Annotated in this window: 16 protein-coding genes; 9 read left to right on the top strand and 7 right to left on the bottom strand. The window is 66.7% G+C overall.

Going from position 1 to position 15,372, the window contains the following annotated elements; genetic code table 11:
* The first annotated feature begins 1 nt into the window (after position 1).
* The gene (locus Y900_RS09185; RefSeq protein WP_036341498.1) at positions 2–685 is read left to right on the top strand and encodes a GntR family transcriptional regulator; all 684 of its coding nucleotides are present in this window, start codon (positions 2–4) and stop codon (positions 683–685) included.
* On the opposite strand, the gene Y900_RS09180 is transcribed toward Y900_RS09185, so the two are convergent.
* From Y900_RS09180 to Y900_RS09155, 6 genes are read right to left on the bottom strand one after another with little or no spacing between them, the layout of a single operon-like run.
* On the bottom strand, positions 670–1,278 hold the full coding sequence (locus tag Y900_RS09180; RefSeq protein ID WP_051659974.1) for a maleylpyruvate isomerase family mycothiol-dependent enzyme: 609 nt from the start codon (positions 1,276–1,278) through the stop codon (positions 670–672). The genes Y900_RS09185 and Y900_RS09180 overlap by 16 nt on opposite strands.
* 11 nt (positions 1,279–1,289) lie before the next feature.
* Complete coding sequence (locus tag Y900_RS09175) at positions 1,290–2,759, bottom strand: class I adenylate-forming enzyme family protein (protein WP_051659973.1); 1,470 nt, start codon at positions 2,757–2,759, stop codon at positions 1,290–1,292.
* Positions 2,749–4,224, bottom strand: coding sequence for a class I adenylate-forming enzyme family protein (locus tag Y900_RS09170; RefSeq protein ID WP_036341495.1), 1,476 nt, complete (start codon positions 4,222–4,224; stop codon positions 2,749–2,751). The genes Y900_RS09175 and Y900_RS09170 overlap by 11 nt, the downstream gene beginning before the upstream one ends.
* A 7-nt stretch (positions 4,225–4,231) precedes the next feature.
* Positions 4,232–5,029 (bottom strand): enoyl-CoA hydratase/isomerase family protein, encoded by a 798-nt coding sequence (locus Y900_RS09165; RefSeq protein WP_036341491.1) that lies wholly within the window; start codon positions 5,027–5,029, stop codon positions 4,232–4,234.
* Complete coding sequence (locus Y900_RS09160; protein ID WP_036341489.1) at positions 5,020–5,832, bottom strand: enoyl-CoA hydratase/isomerase family protein; 813 nt, start codon at positions 5,830–5,832, stop codon at positions 5,020–5,022. Before Y900_RS09160 ends, Y900_RS09165 begins: the two co-directional genes overlap by 10 nt.
* A gap of 32 nt (positions 5,833–5,864) precedes the next feature.
* Positions 5,865–6,677, bottom strand: a complete 813-nt coding sequence (locus Y900_RS09155) for an enoyl-CoA hydratase/isomerase family protein (RefSeq protein ID WP_036341487.1) — start codon at positions 6,675–6,677, stop codon at positions 5,865–5,867.
* Between the two features lie 90 nt (positions 6,678–6,767).
* On the opposite strand from Y900_RS09155, the gene Y900_RS09150 reads away from it, so the two are divergent.
* The 3 genes from Y900_RS09150 (at position 6,768) to Y900_RS09140 (ending at position 9,669) form a co-directional block, all read left to right on the top strand.
* On the top strand, positions 6,768–7,541 hold the full coding sequence (locus Y900_RS09150) for a FadR/GntR family transcriptional regulator (protein WP_036341485.1): 774 nt from the start codon (positions 6,768–6,770) through the stop codon (positions 7,539–7,541).
* 10 nt (positions 7,542–7,551) lie between these two features.
* Positions 7,552–8,421 carry an enoyl-CoA hydratase/isomerase family protein gene (locus tag Y900_RS09145; protein WP_036341483.1) on the top strand — a complete coding sequence of 290 codons (870 nt, stop codon included), beginning with the start codon at positions 7,552–7,554 and terminating at the stop codon, positions 8,419–8,421.
* Positions 8,422–8,493: 72 nt separating this feature from the next.
* Entirely contained in the window at positions 8,494–9,669 is a 1,176-nt protein-coding gene (locus Y900_RS09140) for a thiolase family protein (RefSeq protein ID WP_036341480.1), read from the top strand.
* 68 nt (positions 9,670–9,737) lie between these two features.
* Here the strand turns inward: Y900_RS09140 and Y900_RS09135 are convergent, their stop codons facing one another.
* Entirely contained in the window at positions 9,738–10,475 is a 738-nt protein-coding gene (locus Y900_RS09135; RefSeq protein ID WP_036341476.1) for a TetR/AcrR family transcriptional regulator, read from the bottom strand.
* Between the two features lie 162 nt (positions 10,476–10,637).
* Between Y900_RS09135 and Y900_RS09130 the strand changes: the two genes are divergently transcribed.
* The 5 genes from Y900_RS09130 to Y900_RS09110 all read left to right on the top strand — a co-directional run bounded on the left by Y900_RS09130 (position 10,638) and on the right by Y900_RS09110 (position 15,369).
* A complete protein-coding gene (locus Y900_RS09130; RefSeq protein WP_036346272.1) occupies positions 10,638–11,399 on the top strand; it encodes a crotonase/enoyl-CoA hydratase family protein in 762 nt (253 codons plus the stop codon).
* Between the two features lie 12 nt (positions 11,400–11,411).
* The gene (locus Y900_RS09125) at positions 11,412–12,209 is read left to right on the top strand and encodes an SDR family NAD(P)-dependent oxidoreductase (protein WP_036341473.1); all 798 of its coding nucleotides are present in this window, start codon (positions 11,412–11,414) and stop codon (positions 12,207–12,209) included.
* Positions 12,210–12,218: 9 nt separating this feature from the next.
* Positions 12,219–13,226 (top strand): dihydrodipicolinate synthase family protein, encoded by a 1,008-nt coding sequence (locus Y900_RS09120; protein WP_036346269.1) that lies wholly within the window; start codon positions 12,219–12,221, stop codon positions 13,224–13,226.
* A 78-nt stretch (positions 13,227–13,304) separates the two neighbouring features.
* Positions 13,305–14,147 carry an enoyl-CoA hydratase gene (locus Y900_RS09115; RefSeq protein WP_036341470.1) on the top strand — a complete coding sequence of 281 codons (843 nt, stop codon included), beginning with the start codon at positions 13,305–13,307 and terminating at the stop codon, positions 14,145–14,147.
* A gap of 13 nt (positions 14,148–14,160) precedes the next feature.
* Positions 14,161–15,369: an amidohydrolase family protein gene (locus Y900_RS09110; protein WP_036341468.1), complete on the top strand. Its 1,209-nt coding sequence runs from the start codon at positions 14,161–14,163 to the stop codon at positions 15,367–15,369.
* Positions 15,370–15,372: the final 3 nt, after the last annotated feature.

Genomic DNA, 15,372 nt, shown 5'->3' with positions numbered 1-15,372 from the left:
CATGAGCACAGCGGATTTCGTGCCGCGCCCGCAGCTGGCGGAGGATGTCGCGCGCTTTGTCCGGACCCGGATCTTCAACGGCACCTATCCCGCCGGTGAGTACATCCGGCTGGACCAATTGGCCGCCGAGCTCGGGATCAGCGTCACGCCGGTCCGGGAAGCCCTGTTCGAGCTGCGCGGGGAAGGTCTGCTGGATCAGCTGCCGCGACGCGGCTTCGTCGTGCTGCCGTTCACCGACCGGGACATCTCCGATGTCTCGAACCTGCAGGCCTACGTCGGCGGTGAACTGGCCGCGCGGGCCGCGGTGAACATCACCGACGACGAGCTAGCGGTGTTGTCGTCGATTCACGACGAGCTGGTCGCCGCTTACGCCGCCGACGATTCCCGCGCCGTTCGGCTCAACCATGAATTCCATCGCGCCATCAACGTCGCGGCGCAGTCGCCCAAGCTCGCCCAGTTGATGTCTCAGATCACCCGGTACGCACCGGAATCGGTGTTCCCCACCATCGATGGCTGGCCTGCGAAGTCGGTTGCCGACCACGAGCGCATTCTCGCCGCACTCACGACTCACGACGAGGAGCAGGCCCGCGCCGCGATGTCGGACCACCTGGCGGCGGGAGCGGGACCGCTGATCGAACACCTCGTCAAACAGGGTGTGGCGCAGCGCTTTCAGACTATGGAGTAGTCCGGCGCCAGGGCGCCGCGTCCGGTGAGGGCGCACAGCAGCTCCTGGCTATCGCCACGGCGCTGCGCGACGGCAACCGAGAGGGCAAGGATGCTGTCGGCGATGTCGGGCGGGAGGGCTTGCGGCGCACCGATGGCGCGAGCCAAGTCGATGCTGTGCACACCGAGTTCGAAGATCCGCGTCGGCAGATAGTCCGATAGCCGCATACCTCCGGCGATGGTCTGGATGGCTCGATCCTCACTGTTCAGCACAGCGACTGCGCGATCCCGCAGTTCGCGCAGGGTGTCCAGCGGACGCTCACCCAACGCCAGCCCGGCCTGCACGGCGCGCGCATCGATCTGGGTGGAGTCGGTGAGCATCGGGGCGATCACCAGGTAGTACTGAGCGGAGTCGGTGACCTCCAGCTGGTCGGCAGGCCGCGACGAATAGTCGATGACGGTGGTGAACGATCGGCCGATGTGGCCGACGAGCGTGCGTACCGACCACGTCCCGAGCGCGGGCGAATCCCATTGATCGGGCCTTATCTGCTCGGCCACCGACACGGCGTGGTCACCGGCCCGGCGGAACGTCTCGGCATGCGCCTGCAGCGTCATGGGCCTAGAAGTTACGCCTGTCCGCTCAGCAGCTCACGCAGGCGGTGCACATCGATCTTGCCGCTGGACATCAGCGGCAGCTGGTCGGGAGTCACTGCCACCACGCGTCGCGGGATCTTGTACGCCGACAGCTCGGCCTTGAGCCTGTCTCGCAGCGCATCGGCATCGAACCCCCCGGCATCCGCGGTGACGACCGCCGCGACGACGATCTGACCGCGTTCCGGATCGGCGACCCCGATCACGTGAGCGACCAGCCCCCCGGTCACGCGAGTGATCGCCTTCTCCACCTCGGCCGGAAAGACATTGGCGCCGGCTGTTTTGATCATCGACCCACGCCTGCCGAGGAAGTAGAAGAAGCCGTCGGCGTCGGTGCGCACCAGATCGCCGGTGTGAAACCATCCATCGGCGTCGAAGCACTCCTCGTGGCTGCGCTTGTAGTAGCCCTGCATCACGTACCGGCCGCGGATCCACAGCTCGCCGTCGACGATCCTGGTGTCGAAACCGGGCGCGGGTTTACCGAACGACCCGCGGCGGTGTTCGGGCTGGTCGGTCTCGTCTGCGCTGAGCAACAGCACACCGCCGGCCTCGGTCAGACCCAGCATGTTGTGCCGCAGTTCCGGATCGCGGGGCCGGACATCGGGAGCCATGATCGGATAAAGGTTGCCGCGCCGCATCGACGACAGATCGCGTCGCGCAAAGCTCTCATGACGCGCCAGATGCGCGATGCCGGCGGCGAATCCGTTGGTGATCGTGGGCCGTACGTCCTCGAGCAGATCGAGAACGTCGCCGGCATCGGTGGCGTTGGAACACACCAGCGTCGCACCCGCGACCATCGTCGCCAGCAGGCCGAAGCCGAAACCGCCGATCCAGAAGAACGGTGAGTTGCAGAACAGGGTGTCCTGCGCGGTGAGGCCGCGAATCTCGTTGAGGTTGCGCTGATGTCCCAGCAGCGCCTGGTGGGTGTGCACCACGCCCTTCGCGGCTCCGGTGGATCCCGACGTGTAGACGATCACCAGCGGGTCGCGGCCGTCGACGTCTCCGTCGACGGCTGTCGGCTCGGCCACCGCGGCGATGTCGTTGTCGAACACGATATGTCGCAGCCGCGGCGCGGTCACGTCCCGGAGCCGGGCGACGTAGTCGTGGCCGCGGAAAGAGCTTGCGGTGAGCAGGATCTCGGTGTCGCTGTGAACCAGTTGGGTTTCCAGTTCGGCAGCGGTCGAGAAGGTGGAGAACGGCACGACGACGCAACCGATCCGCGCGGCGGCGAGCATCGCGAGAACGAATTGCGCGCCGTTGGGATGCAGCACGCCGACGTGGGTGCCCTTGCCTGCGCCCAGTGCGATCAGTCCGCTGGCCAGCCGGGCGGAGCGCTTCTCGGCCGCGCGGTAGGTGAGCCGCTCGGCATCGCAGACCAGCAGCGGCTGGTCGCCGCGGGCGGCGGCTTGGTGGCGCAGTAGCCCTCCGACGGTGTCAGCGTTCACGGGCGGTGAAGTGTTGCCGAACTGCAGTCAGATCCGCCTTACCCGACGGTGTGCGCGGTATCGCCCCGACTATCGCGATCTCCGAGGGGATTTCGTAGGGCGCCAGCCGGGACCGCAGGTACTCGACCAGCTCCACATCGGTGACCGACTCGCCGTGGCGCAGTTCGACCACGGCGACCGGTGTCTCGCCGAGGCGTTCGTCTGCCTTGCCCACCACCGACGCGCCGAGCACGCCGGGGTGGGTCTCCAATGCAGCGCGGACATCGTCGGGCAGCACCTTGAAGCCGCCTCGGATGATGGCCTGATCGGCCCGGCCCAGGATCCACAGGAACCCGTCGGCGTCGATGCGTGCCAGATCGGTGGTGCGCACCCACGGGGCGTCGCGCCCGAATTGCCCGGGCTTGACCTCCAACAGTCCGACCTGGTCCGAGTCCAGCGGCACCCCGTCATCGGACACCACCCGCAGCTCGGCACCCAGGCTGGGGCGGCCCACGCTGCCTCGCTTGGCGTCCCAGTACCTCCGGTGATCGGCCAGCGTCCAGCCGGCGACCCCGCCGCCGAATTCGGTTGCCGCATAGGATGTCAGCACCGGGATCCCGAACTTGTCGAAGAAAGCGTCGGCGTCCTCGGCCGACAAGGGTGCCGTCCCGGACGTGACCGCACGGACCCCGGCGAGGTCATCGGGACCGAGGTCGGACTGCAGCACCATCCGCAGCGCCGCGGGCACCAGCGACACCGCTTTGGGGGAGTAGCGGCGCACCGCAGCAGCCCAGGAGGCCAGTTCGAATCGGGGCAGGAGAACGAACGGCCTTGCCTGGCAGATACATTGCAGAATCCGATACACCCCGCCGATGTGCACCAGTGGCGCGTTGACGATTGCGACGCTGCCGGAAACCGCGGTCGGTGCGGGTGCGGTCGTGAAGTCGGTGCCTATCACCGAGACCGCCAGCATGTCGTAGGCGAGGTCCACGCGTTTGGGCGGTCCGGTGGTGCCGCTGGTCAGCATTCGGACGGCCACCCGCACCGGGCCGGGATCGGTGGGCACCCCTGGCCGGATCCGCGGAGCGGTATCGAGACCGCCGATCGACACCACGGTGGTGGCGTCGGCCGGGTGCGCCAGCAGGGTGATGTCGTCGTCGGTGCCGACGATGACCGGCAGGGTCAACGCGGCGATGTCGGCCCTGATCCGCTCGTCGCCGCGCGACGGGTTGATGACGACGACGCAACCACCGGCAGCCAGTACCCCCAGCAGTGCGGCCACGTGAGCGGGGCTGTTGCGCAGCAGGATTCCCACGTCGGTGCCGGGTTGCACGGCCGAGGAGATTCGCCCACTCGCGTCCGCGAGCTGCCGCCAGGTGTACCAGTGACCGTCGTATTCGATCGCGTGAGCCTCGGGGTCAAGCTCCAGGACATCGCTGATCCGGCGGCTCAGGGGGTGCACTACCGCGGTCTGTTCTTCGCGCAAGCGCTCATCACCGAACCTTCGGGGCGACCCGGGTCGCGTCCCGCTCCTGCTCGGCCAGCTCGGCCTGACCCAGTGGATTGCCCAGCCGGGTGTAGATCAGGTTCTGCTCCATGGCCACCCGATAGGGCTTGTCCAGGGACTCCCAGATCGCCTTGACCGTCCCCTGGGTCGCCGACGGTGGCTTGGCAGCGATAGTGGCGGCGATCTCGTGGGCCCGCGACCAGAGATCGTCCGGCTCGACGACCTCCGACACCAGACCGATGCGCAGTGCGGTGTCGGCGCTGACCCGTTCGTCGTTGCCCATCAGCGCGATTCGAAGCGACTCACCGAGTCCGATCTTGCGCATCAGGCCGATCGGCTCGAGCGCACAGACCAGGCCGGCACTGACATGGGAGTCGAAGAATGTGGCGTCGGAGGAGCAGATCACCACGTCGGACTCGTTGACGAAGTAGAACGCCCCCGCGGTGCACATGCCGTGCACCGCACAGATGACGGGCTTCCACATCTTCTGCCACTTCGGGCTGAGCAGCTCGCCCGGATCCTCGTGATTCCACACATTCTGCGGCTGGCCGTACGGAGTCTTGATGTCCAATCCCGCGCTGAAGGCGCGCTCGCCGGCGGCGCGCAGGACCACCGCGTTGATCGCGTTGTCGTTCTTCACGATTCGCCATGCGGCGGCCACTTCTTCACACATGGTGCGGTTGAACGCGTTGAGCTGGTCAGGTCGGTTCAGGGTGATGGTGGCGACGTGATCGGTCCGGTCGAAGTCGAGCAGGATGGTCTCGAACGCGGCGGTCATCGGCATTGCCATTCGGGTGCGCGCTTCTCGACGAAGGCCTTGGGTCCTTCGAGTGAGTCTTCGGTGTGCAGATTGCGCTCCCGGAAGGCCTCGGCGAGCATCTCGGCCTCGTGCATCGGGATCTCCCGTCCCTTGATGATCGCCAGCCGGGTCCCGCGAACCGCCAGCGGCGCATTACGTGTCACGATCTCGGCGATCTCGTGGGCCCGCTCGACAAGCCGGTCATGTTCGACGATCTCGGTGATCAGTCCGAGCTCATAGGCACGAGCAGCGTCCACGCGCTCGTGCTTACCCATCATCGCCATCCGTAACGCCACCGAGCGGGGCAACACCCTGGCCAGACGAACCATCTCGCGTCCCGCCACCAGACCGATCGACACGTGCGGGTCGAAGAACGTCGCCCGGTCCGAGGCAATCACGATGTCACCGGTCGTCACCCAGTCCAGGCCTGCGCCACAACAGATTCCGTTGATCGCCACGATCACCGGCTTGGCCATCCGCCGGAACGGCGGGGTGCCTTCCTGTGGTGCTTCCCACTGGTCGTAGGTGGACAGATAGGGTCGCTCGTCGATCACCTTGCCGTCTTCGGGGATCTCCTTGACGTCGGCTCCGGTACAGAACGCGCGCCCTGTGCCGGTGACGATCAGCAACCAGATGTTGTCGTCGTTCTCAGCCCGGTCGTAGGCACTGCGCAGTTCGGTGATCATGTGCGGGCTCAGCGCGTTGAGCGCCTCGGGCCGGTTCAACGTGATCGTTGCCGTGTGGCCGGTGACCTCGTAGCCGATGGTGGCGTACGACTGTGCCGACATCAGTGCGTCCTTATCTCTCATCGCCCGATCTCTCATCGCCCGGTGAAGCCGGGGGCGCGCTTGTCCCGAAATGCCGCCAGACCCTCTTTGAAGTCCGAAGTCCGGCAGGACAGTTCGAGGTTGAACAATTCCTGGGTCATGGCCTGGTTAAGGGTGGCGTGCTGGCTGTGGTTGATGGCCTGCTTGGCCAGACCGATCGCGACCGTCGGACCGGATGCCAGCCGGTCCAGCAGGGCGGCCACGGTCGCGTCGAGGTCGGACTCGTCGACGCTGCCGTGGATCAGGCCCCACTCGGCGGCCGTCTCGGCCTCGACCCTCTCGCCGAGCAGCAGCATTTCCTTGGCGCGGGCGACACCCACCAGTCGCGGTAACAGCCACGTCGCGCCGGAGTCCGGGCTGAAGCCGCGGGAAACGAACGGTTCCCAGAACACGGCACCGGCGCTCGCCACTGCGAAGTCGGCTGCCAGCGCCAGGTTGCAGCCCATGCCTGCGGCCCAGCCGCGGACAGTGCACACGACAGGCAGATGCAGTGTGTGGATGAGTTCGATGGCGCGGTGCGCGGTATGCGGGATGCGGCGGACCAGATCGCCGGTGCGGGGGCGCTGCCCGCCGCTGTTGGAGCCGACCCAGTCCACTCCGGCACAGAAGTCCGGCCCGGCCCCGCTCAGATGCACCGCGCGCAGCTCGTCGTCGCTGGCAGCGGCGACCAGCGCATTGTTGATGGAGTCGATCATGCTGGGGCTCAAGGAATTTCGGCGACCAGGTCGGTCAAGCAGGATGTGCAGCACCGCGCCATCGCGTGATGTCGTCACTACTCCGTCGGCCGATCGGGCCTCGTCACCCACCGAAAACTCCGCCCTTCGCGACTTTACGGATAGTCCAACAGTAGTGCTATCTTGTACAAGATAGCAAGGATGGCGTGGCGAGGGGAGTCGATGGCAGCCGTTCCGCGTATCCGCCAGCCCCGCGTCGCCGAGATCGTCGCGTCGCGGCTGCGTGACGACATTCTCTCCGGCCGGCTGCGGGAAGGTGACGTCCTGCCGTCCCAGGAAAGCCTGTTCACCGAGTTCGGCGTCAGCCCACCCGCTCTGCGCGAGGCGATCCACATCCTCGAGGTCGACGGTTTGGTGTCGGTGCGGCGCGGCAACGTGGGCGGTGCCGTCGTGCATCTGCCGTCGGCCGGCCGCACCGCGCACATGATCAGCATGGTGCTGCAGTCACGGTCGTCCACCCCGGCCGATGTCAGCGGGGCGCTGATGCATCTGGAGCCGATCTGTGCGGGGATGTGCGCGGCACGGGAAGACCGCATGAGTGAGGTCGTGCCGTATCTGCAGGCCGAGATCGACCGTCAGGAAGAGCAATTCGACGACACCTCGCAATACGTTCCCAACGCCCGCCGTTTTCACGAGGCACTGGTGTCCCGATGCGGCAACGAGCCGATGATTCTGCTGATCGGGTCGCTCGAGCTGATCTGGTCGGCCCACGAGTCGTCGGTGTGGAGTGACGAACCGGACCCGATGCGGCACAAGACCATGCGGGCCGCGCTGAGCGACCATCACAAGATGCTGGCCGCCATCCACGACGGCAACGCCGACCGGGCGGTCCGGCTGGCCCAGGATCATCTGGCCGCCGCCCGCCGCAACACTCTGGCCTTCGGCCGGGACAGAACCATTGAGGCCAAGCTCATTTCGAATCCGGACCCCAGGTGAGGAACCGATCATGACCGACGACGACCGTGTGCTGTTCGACGCGGACCGCGACACGCGCATCGCAACCATCACGCTGAACAACCCTGCCCAGCGCAACTCCTACGACGCGGCGATGCGCGAGACGGTCGGGCGCTACCTGGATGTCGTCGCCGAGGACGACGACATCACCGTCGTGCTGTTGCGCGGTGCCGAAGGGGTGTTCTCCACGGGTGCGAACATGAACAATGCCTACGGCTGGTATGGCGATGCGTCCGAGGCGCAGGCCAACCGCCGGCCCAGTCAGCGTCGCCGACTCACCGTGGACCGCAAGTCATTCGGCTTCTACCACAACCTCATGGGCTTTCCGAAGGTGACGGTCGGCGAGATCAGCGGCTACGCGCTCGGCGGTGGTTTCGAGATGGCGTTGATGACCGACATCTCGGTCATCGCTCGTGACACCAAGATCGGGATGCCTGCCACCCGGTTCCTCGGACCCGCGCTCGGCAGCCTGCACATGTTCTTTCACCGACTCGGTCCGGTGCTGGCCCGGCGGCTGTTGCTGACCGGTGACACGATCACCGCCGGCGACGTCGAGCATCTCGGGGTCTTCACCGAGACCTGCGACGTCGGCGCCGTGACGGCGCGGGCCCGGTACTGGGCCGAGAAGGCGGCCAAGATGCCCGCCGACGGTGTGGTCATCGCCAAGGAAGCCTTCCGCCTGGTCGAGCAGAGCCAGGCCTATCAGGGCGAGGAAGTGGCCAGCTATCTGTTCCACGCATACGGAACGAACCTGCAGTTCGCGCCGGGAGAGTTCAACTTCGTCAAGACCCGCGCGCAGGTCGGCACCAAAGAGGCGTTCCGGCTGCGTGACGAACACTTCCACGTGCCGGAGCCGCAGTGATGCGGACCACTTACCGTCGGCGCTACATATTCTGCTACTTTTGTAACGTCTCAGACTCGAAGTGAGGTCGTCATGCCCGAACCAGTCATTGTCGGTGCCGTCCGGACCGCGATCGGTCGCTCGTTCAAGGGGACCCTGGTCAACACCCCGCCGGACGTTTTGCTCGGAGCGGTGCTCCCCGAGGTGGTCCGCCGCGCAGGCGTCGACCCGAACGCCATCGATGACATCATCATCGCCGAATCACATTACGGCGGTGGCGATCTCGCCCGCTACTGTGCTCTGGTCGCAGGCTTCGAGAATGCACCGGGCCAGGCCGTCAACCGGCACTGTGCGGGTAGCCTGACCGCCATCGGCAACGCCTCGGCACAGATCGGCTCCGGCATGGAGAAGGTGCTCGTGGCCGGCGGCGTGCAGTCGCTGTCGATGACACCCCTGATGAATCAGCGGATCCCCGGCCCGGAACTGAAGTTCGAGGAGCGCTGGCTGCCCCCGATCCACGTCGAGACCCCGGATGCCCCGGCCCGCGACATGTCGATCACGGTCGGCTGGAACACCGCGCAGTCCTATGGCATCAGCCGCGAGCAGCTCGACGAATGGGCCGCGCGCAGCCACCAGCGCGCCGTCGCCGCCCAGGACGCCGGCAAGTTCGACGACGAGATCATCCCGCTGAAGGTGGAGCAATTCGACGGCTCGGTCACCGAGTTCTCCGTCGACGAGCACCCGCGCCGTGACACCACCGTCGAGAAGCTGGCCGGCCTGAAGGTGCTGCACCCGGAGATCGAGGGCTTCTCGATCACCGCGGGCAACAGCAGCGGCACCAACGATGCGGCCGCCGCCGTCACCCTGACCGATCGGGACTACGCGAGCGCCAACGGGCTCGACGTCATGGCCACCGTGAAGGCGTGGGGCGCTGCGGGGGTGCCCGCGCGCGACACCGGCCTCGGCGCGGTCGCGGCGATCGGCAAGGTGCTCGACCGGGCCGGTCTTACGCCGTCGGACATCGCCCTGTGGGAGATCAACGAGGCCTTCGCCTCGGTGCCGATCGCGGCCTGCAAGGAGTACGGCATCGACGAGGAGCTGGTGAATTTCTCCGGCAGCGGCTGCAGCCTCGGCCACCCGATCGCGGCGTCCGGCGCCCGGATGATCACCACGCTGATCTATGAGCTGCGCCGTCGCGGCGGCGGCATCGGCGTCGCGGCGATGTGCGCGGGCGGCGGCCAGGGCGGCGCCGTCATCGTCGAGGTCTGATACCCGAGCGTCACACCAGAGTCACGCTCGGCGTCGACGGTGACTCTGGCGTCACGCTCGGCGCACGGCTAGCCCTTTCGCCGAGACTTCGGCGCGGCGGACTTCGTGCCCGCCTCGATGAGCGCGGCCGCGTGGTCGAGGATGCACCCGAGGCCGAACTCGAAGTTACGCTCGTCGGCGCCGCCGATGCGGTGCCCCTCGGCGCTCACCTTGGCGAGCAGCGGGGTGCTCTCCGCGGTTCCGATGATCGCGTCCTCGAGCTGGTGGGCACCCTCGCCGGCGGCACGGTTCTTCTCGTAGAGCCGGTGCAGCACAACCGAACCGCGAACGTGCACCGAGACCGCGGAATATGTGTCGAACGCGTCCTCCGCGGACAGGCCCGCCTCGACCAGACTGGTGATCGCCTTCTCGACCTCCTGCTCGCCGGCCCGGACCGCACGCGGGCTCAGCGCAGAGCGGATCAGGATCAGATCGCAGAGGATCGGGTTGCCCATGAACGTCTTTCGCATCGCCCGGGCATGGGTGGCCAGGCTCTCGCGCCAGTCGGCGGCCTCGACATACGGCGTGGCGAACACGTACTGGCCCAGTGCGCGGTCGGTCATCGCGTTGAGCAGGTCGTCCTTCTTGCGGAAGTACCAGTAGATACTGGTGACTCCGACGCCGAGGTGCTTGCCCAGCAAGGGCATGCTCAGGTTGTCGATCGACACCTGCTCGGCGAGTTCGAAGGCGCCCGCGATGATGTCATCGGGATTGATCGACCCACGCTCGCGCCGGGGCCGCTTGGCGGCGGTCGCTGGCTTGGCCACTGCAGGTCCACCTTCCGTTCGAGAATCAGCGGGTGGAAACCTTACCCCGAAATTGGTGTGTGAAGCCTCGTCCCCGCTGCGGATCCGTCGGTACCCACCCGTTACTGTAAAGCCTATAGTAGGTTTTACCGATACCAGCGAACCAACATGGAGGAGCCGCGGGTGTCGAACGCAGTTCTGCGGGAACGCCAAGGCCGCATACTGGTCATCACGATCAACCGCCCCGAGGCCCGCAATGCGGTGAATCTCGCTGTGAGCCAAGGACTTGCCGACGCGGTCGATGAGCTCGACGCCGACCCCGACCTGACGGTCGGGGTGGTCACCGGCGCGGGCGGCAACTTCTGCTCCGGGATGGACCTCAAGGCGTTCGCGGCCGGTGAAGCCGTGGCCATCCCCGGCCGTGGGATCGGCTTCACCGAGCGTCCGCCGCGCAAGCCGCTGATCGCCGCCGTCGAGGGTTACGCGGTGGCCGGCGGGACCGAGGTGGTTCTGGGCACCGACCTGGTGGTCGCGTCCACGACAGCCAGGTTTGGCATCCCCGAGGTCAAGCGCGGCCTGGTGGCCGCCGGTGGCGGACTGCTGCGGCTGCCGCATCGCATCCCGTATCAGAAGGCGTTCGAGCTCGCGCTGACCGGCGAGACGTTCACCGCCGAGCAGGGCGAGGCATGGGGCTTCGTCAACGTCCTCACCGAACCCGGCGAGGCGCTGGCCGGGGCGATCGAGCTGGCCGGGAAGATCAGCGCCAACGGGCCGCTGGCCGTCGCCGCGACCAAGGACGTGCTTCTGCAATCCGCCGACTGGAGCCGGGCGGAAATGTGGAAGAAGCAGATGGAGCTGATCATTCCGGTGTTCTCCTCCAACGACGCCCGAGAAGGTGCGGTCGCGTTCGCCGAAAAGCGCGTGCCGAATTGGACCGGGACGTAAAGCCGGCGGGCCGTGGATCTCGGGCTCGCTGACGCCACCGCCGTCGTGGTCGGTGGCGGCCGTGGGATGGGCTTGGCCGCCGCACGGTGTCTGGCCGACGACGGCGCGCGGATCGCGCTGATCGGCCGCACCGCGGCGGTGCTCGACGCCGCGGCCGACGAGCTGAGCGGGCGGGGCAGCCCGGACGCCGTCGGTCTGGTGGCCGATACCGGCGACGACGCGCAGGTTCAGCGAGCGTTCGATCAGATCGGCCGGCGGTGGGGTGGCGGGCTCAACATCCTCATCAACGCTGTAGGGCCAAGTGTGCAAGGCACTTTCGACGATCTGACCGACGAGCAGTGGCGTACCGCGATCGACGAGGGCGCACTGGGCATGGTGCGCTGCGTGCGCGCCGCGTTGCCGCTGCTGCGGGCCGCGGACTGGGCGCGCATCGTCAACTTCGCCGCCCAGTCCACCCAACGACAGAGCCCTCGTTTGGCGGCGTACACCGCGGCCAAGGCGATGGTCACCAGCGTCTCCAAGAATTTGTCGCTCTCGCTGGCGTCCGACGAGATCCTGGTGAACGTCGTCTCGCCGGGCAGCATCGCGTCCGAAGCGCTCACCGGCTGGGCCGAATCCGTCGGCGTCGACAGCTCCGACCCCTACGCGCTGATGGCCGCCATCGACGAGCACTTCGGTCACCCGGCACATCTGCCGCGGGCCGGACTGCCCGACGAGATCGGGCCCGTGGTCGCCTTTTTGGCCTCGAAACGCAACTCGTACATGACCGGCGCCAACGTCAACGTCGACGGCGGATCCGACTTCACCTGAGGAGCAGTGGTGGCCACAGCGCTCGATGCCCGGGAGTGGGCACGCACAGAACTGCGCGGAATCGGCAACAGCCTCTACACGCCGTTCTCCGGAACCGACGGCGACGACATCGACTGGGACGCCTACCGGACACTGGTGCGCTACTGCGTCGGTGAGCTGCGGCACCCGATGCTGTGGTGCACCAGCGGTATCGCCGAATTCTGGTCGCTGACCCTTGACGAGCGAAAGCGGTTGCTGGAGACCGCTATCGAGGAGGGACGGCGGGCCAACCCCGACGTCGTCATCCAGGCCTGCACCGCGGCTACCGCCGCCAAGGATTGTCTCGAGCTCACTCGGCACGCCCAGGAAGCCGGCGCCGACATCGCCTACATCCAGACGCCGATGATGGAGACCCACGGCGGTGAGGGCGTGCTGCGCTTCTTTCGCTACATCGCCGATCGCACCGACATCGCACTGGGAATGTTCAACTCGCCGTCGTCGGGCTATGTGCTGACGCCTGCGGAGGGGGCGCGCATCTACGCCGAGATCCCTGCGGTGTGCGCGACGAAGGAAGGCGCGTTCCGCCCGGGCAGCAGCCGGCTGCTGCACGAGCTGGCACCGGGTCTGGTGATCTGGGAATGCGATCTCACCGTCTACCGGGCGGGCTGGTTGCGGGCGGGCGTCGTCGGTCCCGCGCAGCTGGGCACCGCGGGCTATCTGCACGAGACCCCGCAGCGGCCGATCATCTCCGAATTCTGGGAGCTGGTGTGGGCCGACAAACTGATCGAGGCGATGGACTACGCGGCTAAGTCAGGGCTCGACCAGTTCGGCATCGACATGGGCAATTGGTTCACCTGCTTCCCGGGCCGTCCCGACTACTTCACCCACTGGGGAAGTGCCTTCAAGTACGCCGCCTCGCTGCTCGGATTGCCCATCGGCGACTATCCCCATTCGCGCCCGCCGCAGACCGAATTGCCCGAGGCTGGAAAGGCTCAGATCGAGCAGGCCTATCAGCGGCTCGGCCTGCTCGAACGCTGATTGCGGAAGGTGATACCGATAGGTGTACAGTATGGACGTATCCGCATGTTGGCGCGCCATTCTTGGAGGTACCCGTAGGTGACCGACACCCACGCCGATCCCGCCCCGAATTCCGCTGCGGCCAAGCCCGTTCTGTACGAGGTTCTCGACAGCGGGGTCGCGGTTCTGACGTTCAACCGTCCGGAGCGGATGAACGGCTGGGGCGGTGGGCTCGCCGCCGGGTTCTACGCGGGCATGGACGCCGCCGAGGCCGACCCGGATGTCCGCGCGATCGTGGTGACGGGCAGTGGCCGGGCATTCTGTGCGGGAGCCGACATGGGCGACCTGTCGTCGATCAGCTCGGCCAGCGTCGACTCCGCCGGTGACGCCGACCTGACCAAGATGGTGGGGGAGCGGCATCCGCTGTTCGTCACGACCGTGAGCAAGCCGGTCATCGCCGCGATCAACGGTGCCTGCGCCGGTATCGGGCTGACCCAGGCGCTGATGTGCGATATCCGATTCGCCGCCGCCGGGGCGAAATTCACCACGTCGTTCGTCCGCCGCGGCCTGATCGCCGAGTACGGGATCTCATGGATCCTGCCCAAGGTGATCGGGTGGGGGGCGGCGCTGGATCTGCTGTTGAGCGGGCGGGTGTTCTACGCCGAAGAGGCCTTCGAACTCGGGATGGTCAAAGAAGTCGTCACACCCGACGAGTTGCTCGGCCGCACAATCGAATACGCCGAGGACATTGCGGCCAACTGTGCGCCGAGCTCACTGGCCGTCATCAAACGTCAGGTCTACGGCGACGCCCTACGCGAGGCGCAGGACGCCAGCGGGCGGGCCGAGACGCTGATGCACGAATCCATGCAACGCCCCGACTTCATCGAGGGCATCACCGCGTTCTTCGAGAAGCGGCCACCGAACTTCCCGCCCCTGACGTGAGAGGACGACACCGATGACATTGGATTACAGGGCGATTGACGTCGACAACCACTATTACGAGCCGACCGATTCGTTCACCCGGCATCTGCCCAAGGAGTTCAAACGCCGTGGTGTGCAGATGCTCACCGAGGGTAAGCGCACCTTCGCGGTCATGGGCGGCGTCGTCAACCAGTTCATTCCCAACCCGACGTTCGATCCGATCATCGAGCCGGGATGCCTGGACTTGTTGTTCCGTGGCGAGATCCCCGACGGCGTCGACCCGGGGTCGCTGATGAAGGTCGACCGGTTGGCCGACCACCCCGAATACCAGAACAGGGACGCGCGGGTGCAGATCCTGGACAAGCAGAACCTCGAAACCGTGTTCATGCTGCCGACTTTCGCGTGCGGGGTCGAGGAAGCGCTCAAGCGCGACATCGAGGCGACGATGGCGTCGGTACACGCCTTCAACCTGTGGCTCGACGAAGACTGGGGTTTCGACCGTCCCGACCATCGGTTCCTCTCGGCTCCGATCATCTCGCTGGCCGACCCTGACGCCGCGGTGGCCGAGGTCGAGTTCGTGCTGAGTCGCGGCGCCAAGATCGTCTGCGTGCGGCCGGCGCCGGTGCCGGGGCGGGTCAAGCCGCGCTCACTCGGCGACCCACTGCACGACCCGGTGTGGGCCCGGCTGGCCGAAGCGGGCGTGCCGGTGGTCTTCCACTTGTCCGACAGTGGTTACCTTGCGATTTCGGCACTGTGGGGTGGCACCGGGACCTTCGAAGGATTCGGGAAGCGGGATCCGCTCGACAGCGTGCTGCTCGACGACCGGGCTATTCACGACTCGATGGCGTCGATGATCGTGCACCAGGTCTTCACCCGGCATCCCAAGCTCAAGGTGGCGAGCATCGAGAACGGCTCCTACTTCGTCTACCGGTTGATCAAGCGGCTGAAGAAGGCCGCCAACACCGCGCCCTACCACTTCAAGGAAGATCCGGTCGCGCAGTTGACGAACAACGTCTGGATCGCCCCGTACTACGAGGACGACGTGAAGTTGCTGGCGGACACGATCGGTGTCGAGAAGATCCTCTTCGGCTCGGACTGGCCGCACGGCGAAGGACTGGCCGATCCGATGAGCTTCACCGCCGACATCCCGCAGTTTCCGGAGTTCAGTGCCGAAGACACCCGGAAGGTGATGCGGGACAACGCATTGGATCTGCTCGGCATATCCGTGTCGTCGGCGGTCTGAGTC

This window comes from Mycolicibacterium aromaticivorans JS19b1 = JCM 16368 (assembly GCF_000559085.1).
GTDB lineage: Bacteria > Actinomycetota > Actinomycetes > Mycobacteriales > Mycobacteriaceae > Mycobacterium > Mycobacterium aromaticivorans.
This window is presented reverse-complemented; position numbering and strand designations above follow the sequence as displayed.

Coding starts and splice junctions, on each gene's coding strand:
- Y900_RS09185 (WP_036341498.1), top strand. CDS start 2: ATGAGCACAGCGGATTTCGTGCCGCGCCCGCAGCTGGCGGAGGATGTC.
- Y900_RS09180 (WP_051659974.1), bottom strand. CDS start 1,278: ATGACGCTGCAGGCGCATGCCGAGACGTTCCGCCGGGCCGGTGACCAC.
- Y900_RS09165 (WP_036341491.1), bottom strand. CDS start 5,029: ATGCCGATGACCGCCGCGTTCGAGACCATCCTGCTCGACTTCGACCGG.
- Y900_RS09160 (WP_036341489.1), bottom strand. CDS start 5,832: ATGTCGGCACAGTCGTACGCCACCATCGGCTACGAGGTCACCGGCCAC.
- Y900_RS09150 (WP_036341485.1), top strand. CDS start 6,768: ATGGCAGCCGTTCCGCGTATCCGCCAGCCCCGCGTCGCCGAGATCGTC.
- Y900_RS09145 (WP_036341483.1), top strand. CDS start 7,552: ATGACCGACGACGACCGTGTGCTGTTCGACGCGGACCGCGACACGCGC.
- Y900_RS09140 (WP_036341480.1), top strand. CDS start 8,494: ATGCCCGAACCAGTCATTGTCGGTGCCGTCCGGACCGCGATCGGTCGC.
- Y900_RS09110 (WP_036341468.1), top strand. CDS start 14,161: ATGACATTGGATTACAGGGCGATTGACGTCGACAACCACTATTACGAG.